Raw genomic sequence first — 3790 nt, 5'->3', positions numbered from 1 at the left:
CAGGCGCCCACCGTCGAAAGCAGCGGTGATCTTCTTGCGGCCAACGGCTGGAAACGGGAAGGTGGCAGGTGTATCGTCCGGCATGGCGAGTGTGGCACAGGGCAATTGGTGGCAGGGATTAGTCTCAACAACCAAATCCTACGCTGCTTCAAGTGCTTAAGCTACACTCGCCAGCCTTCATCAACCTTCCCATGCATAAGAACGGCTAGATCATTGGGATGAGAGATCGCGTTGAGGAAATCGTCGGGTTTTCATGCGCCAAACGGCGATGAGGCTTATCACCATACAAAGCCCTGTGATGAGACTACCAGCCATCACAACGTACTCGAGCACCGTCGCTCGGCCCATCATGTGGACGCCTGTTGTGTATCCGATACCGTTGATCAGAGCATGGAGAAGCACAAGCTTGAGCCAACGGCCTGACCAGATGGCGTAGAAAGCGAGCGAGAGCGCCAGATGAATTGGGATCGAGATTGAAGCGAAGACTAGCGCCGGTACCGGCTCGAACGGCCCTGGTCCGAATAGAGCGACCTCAAAGGTCTTCGTTCCAATCTCTAATAGTCCGATCAGAAGGCCGATCAGGGCTGCCTTGCCGGGTGGGGCGACCCAGCAGAAGCGGCTAGCGGCATAGTAGCGGGCGCTCTCTTCAATTGCCGGAACTGCGATGACATGAAACAGAAACCCACCGCTGATGAGGAAGGATGCGATATTATCGAAGACATAGGACAACGACATCATCACGATCGCAGTCAGCAATACCTTCATCAGACCGTTTCCGCCCCATCTTTGCCGATGCGACTATGCGGCTGCTTCGTTATCTGCCGATTTGCTGGGACGGGGAGCGCTGGCCAAGCTCTGCTCAATGAGCTTGCGGGCTTCCGGGTCAGTGATTTGGTTCACCGCTGCGACTTCCTTGATCATAAGGTCCAGAGCACTCTCGAAGATCTGCCGCTCGCTGTAAGATGCTTCTTCCTGCGGACCTCGGTTTAGATCCCGCAGAACCTCAGCGATGGCGGTCAGCTGCCCTGTTCCCATGCGCTCCTGAAAATCCGCCGCACGGCGGTTCCACATGCCGCGCTTGGCGCGAGCCTTTCCACTCAGGATCTCGATTGCTTCCTTGACGACAGCCGGCTCTGACAACTTCCTCAAGCCGCTGCTTTTCGCCTTTGCGAGAGGAATGCGAACCGTGAGTTTCCCAGAGTCGAAAGTGATCACGAGAAGCTTAAGCTTGAATCCAGCGATCTCTTGCTCCTCAACTCCTGTGATCAGACCGACGCCGTGGCTCGGATAGACGACTGCTTCGCCAGTCTGGAAGGTCAGAGCGTTGTTCTTCGTCGTCATTTAGAAATGATCTCCTTGAGCTACAGACGGTTCTAATGCTGAGCCGATCTGTGTCGCAGACGTCGAATTCCCCACGCCCGGTAGGGAGCGTAGATGATGTGAACTCGATATCTTTGGCGCGGTTCCCGCATATCGGATTCCCACCGTGGCTGTGCAAGCGGGAAGTTCAACGATGGTTTACGCTAGCTACGCTGGAGCTGCTGCGGCGCAGTCTCATTCTAAGAGACTTGATGGCGCGGCTTAGATACAATTCGAAAACAGTAATATGCTTTTAGTTAACGCTCCGTTTACGAGAGCGGCATTGGTTTCAAGCCAGAAAAGGGCGGCTTGAGCCCTGCCCTCTGTCGGGCTCGGCGGCGAAGTTCCTGACAGCCGGCATCGAGACTGGCTCCTGGCGGATTGATGTGTTTGTAGTCGTCCCAGAAGGCTTTTCTGCCTTCCGGCGATCGGTCGATGCCAGCAATGATCTCCAATTGTCCTATCGTCCTGACCGCCCGGAGAAGCCTCTCGATAGGATGTTCCGGCGGTGATTTCCTGCGCTTGCCCGGCATGTTGGTCTCCTGATCGGCATTGAAATTACGGAAAATTTGCAGATAATCGCCTCGGTCCCGGAACCGGGGAGAACTGGCGTGCAGAGAATGGCGGCAATCATGAGCGAGGGCGTTCCTGGCCCCGTCATGCCCGTCGTGCGCCCGACATCCACTCGTCTCGCTCGAACAGTGGCGCCGCGCGCCTGGTGAAGCGTCCCCGCTGAACATTCTCGGGGCGCATGCGCCCTGCCCGCGGCGTCCCGCACAGCCATGATCCTGTCCGCCCTCTTGTCAGGCGCGGATCAGCGCACCTTCGAGAAAGCGAGCAATGACCATTTTCTACACGAGCGATACCCATTTCCGGCATAAGGCCGTTCTGCACTTTGACCGCCGCCCCTTCATCACGGTCGAGGAGATGGAGGAGGAGATCATCCGGCGCTGGAACCAGCGCGTCCGGCCGACCGACACCGTGTGGCACCTGGGCGACTTCGTGTGGGGCACGGGCCAGCATGCCGCAGCGATCCTTGCCCGTCTCAACGGCCAGAAGCATTTCGTGTGGGGTAATCACGATCATTCAACCGTGAAGCGCTTGCCGGAGTGGGTTTCGTCGCAGCCGTACGCGGAGATCCGGGACGGGCAAGACTTTGTCGTCCTGAGCCATTATGGGCACCGGGTCTGGAACAAGGCTCATTATGGAGCCTTCCATCTGTTCGGTCATTCCCACGGTTCCCTGCCTCCGCAAGGGCGCTCCCATGATGTGGGGACGAACGTCTGGGACTATCGGCCGGTCGTACTGGCGGAGGTGAAGGAGCGGCTGTATGCGCTTGGCCTGCTTGAAAGCTATGGCATCCACCACGGGTAGGAAACGAGAGCCGGTGACTAAAACAGGCTCCAGACGATTGGCGGCACCCCCTCCTGACGCCGCCAATCAAAGCGTGCTCGCCTGCGAGGGGGCCGAGGCCTTGGCCCGCCCAGAATTTGGGGCGGAAGTGGCCTACTATGCTCAACCTGAAGTCATGCTGATGGCTGCGTAGAGTCCAAGCCATCAGCCTCCTGACCAATCAGCGCTGTTCAGGAGAGGCCGTTCTTGTCAGCTGGCATTCCGCTTGCGGGTGGCTGCCGCCTTTTTCGCAGAGGCTGAACGGGCAGCGGCAGGACGTGCGGCCGAGGCTGCTCCGCCACGAGCGCCACCCTTTTTCGATGACGTGTTAGTGTCCGCCTTGCCACGGCCGGAGCCGCTCTTGTTGCCACCTCCAGTCTCTTTGTTGACGGTCGCCCAGGCGCGCTTTTCGGCTTCCTTCTCTGGAACGCCACGCTTCTCGTAGCCTTCTTCGATGTGCTCAGCTTGGCGCTTCTGTTTCTCGGTATAGCTGGACTTGTCACCGCGGGGCATGAACCAACTCCTTAAGCTTCACTAAGGATGGGAACGCGAAATCCGCGATAGCAGTTCCTGTTGGCATGGGTGCTCGCGTTGCTTCAGACCTCAATCTATGCGGGCGCTGCAGGTCACTAGCATCGGGCTGGCTGCCGGTGGGGCGGGTCTAGCGCTCGCCCATGCGCTTGAGTTCTCAAGCACGTGGCCGCCGCCTCTTCCTCTTTCCGGGCGTTTGGACTGTAGCAGCCAGCCGATTAGAGGGATTTCATGATACAGGATTGAGCCAACGTTCACGGCTCGTGGACTGTGTGGTGCATCCTCAGAAGCTGTCAGGCAGCCAAAGCCAGTTCTGGACGGGAAGAGGTCTCGGCCTCGTCGTCTGTAGCGCGACGCGCGAATGTGTGAGTAAGGCGACGGCCAGATTTACGAGATGTCGCCTCCGGTTGAAGTCGACCTACCGTGTCACGGGACGACACGGAGGAGCGCATGAGCCGGCTCGATCAGGAGGCTCGCATGACTATCAAGGCATTGGCGGCGCGGGGAG

4 protein-coding genes are annotated in these 3790 nt (G+C 58.5%); 1 reads left to right on the top strand and 3 read right to left on the bottom strand.

Annotation, left to right across the window (positions count from 1 at the left end; all coding sequences use genetic code 11):
- Positions 1-210: 210 nt before the first annotated feature.
- The gene (locus tag FS320_RS39830; protein ID WP_152717952.1) at positions 211-765 is read right to left on the bottom strand and encodes a hypothetical protein; all 555 of its coding nucleotides are present in this window, start codon (positions 763-765) and stop codon (positions 211-213) included.
- A 33-nt stretch (positions 766-798) separates the two neighbouring features.
- On the bottom strand, positions 799-1341 hold the full coding sequence (locus FS320_RS39825) for a CarD family transcriptional regulator (protein ID WP_152717950.1): 543 nt from the start codon (positions 1339-1341) through the stop codon (positions 799-801).
- 858 nt (positions 1342-2199) lie between these two features.
- Here FS320_RS39825 and FS320_RS39820 point away from each other — a divergent pair.
- Positions 2200-2733, top strand: coding sequence for a metallophosphoesterase family protein (locus tag FS320_RS39820; protein ID WP_152717948.1), 534 nt, complete (start codon positions 2200-2202; stop codon positions 2731-2733).
- Positions 2734-2961: 228 nt separating this feature from the next.
- On the opposite strand, the gene FS320_RS39815 is transcribed toward FS320_RS39820, so the two are convergent.
- Positions 2962-3264 carry a plasmid stabilization protein gene (locus FS320_RS39815; protein WP_114947290.1) on the bottom strand — a complete coding sequence of 101 codons (303 nt, stop codon included), beginning with the start codon at positions 3262-3264 and terminating at the stop codon, positions 2962-2964.
- Positions 3265-3790: the final 526 nt, after the last annotated feature.

It is taken from the genome of Microvirga tunisiensis (assembly GCF_009296175.1).
In the GTDB taxonomy this organism is placed as follows: domain Bacteria; phylum Pseudomonadota; class Alphaproteobacteria; order Rhizobiales; family Beijerinckiaceae; genus Microvirga; species Microvirga tunisiensis.
The sequence above is the reverse complement of the archived record's forward strand: the minus strand, read 5'-3'. Positions and strand labels throughout refer to the sequence as shown.

What these genes read in the sequence shown, in the direction of transcription:
- FS320_RS39830 (WP_152717952.1), bottom strand. Translation starts at nt 765, where the DNA reads ATGAAGGTATTGCTGACTGCGATCGTGATGATGTCGTTGTCCTATGTC.
- FS320_RS39825 (WP_152717950.1), bottom strand. Translation starts at nt 1,341, where the DNA reads ATGACGACGAAGAACAACGCTCTGACCTTCCAGACTGGCGAAGCAGTC.
- FS320_RS39820 (WP_152717948.1), top strand. Translation starts at nt 2,200, where the DNA reads ATGACCATTTTCTACACGAGCGATACCCATTTCCGGCATAAGGCCGTT.
- FS320_RS39815 (WP_114947290.1), bottom strand. Translation starts at nt 3,264, where the DNA reads ATGCCCCGCGGTGACAAGTCCAGCTATACCGAGAAACAGAAGCGCCAA.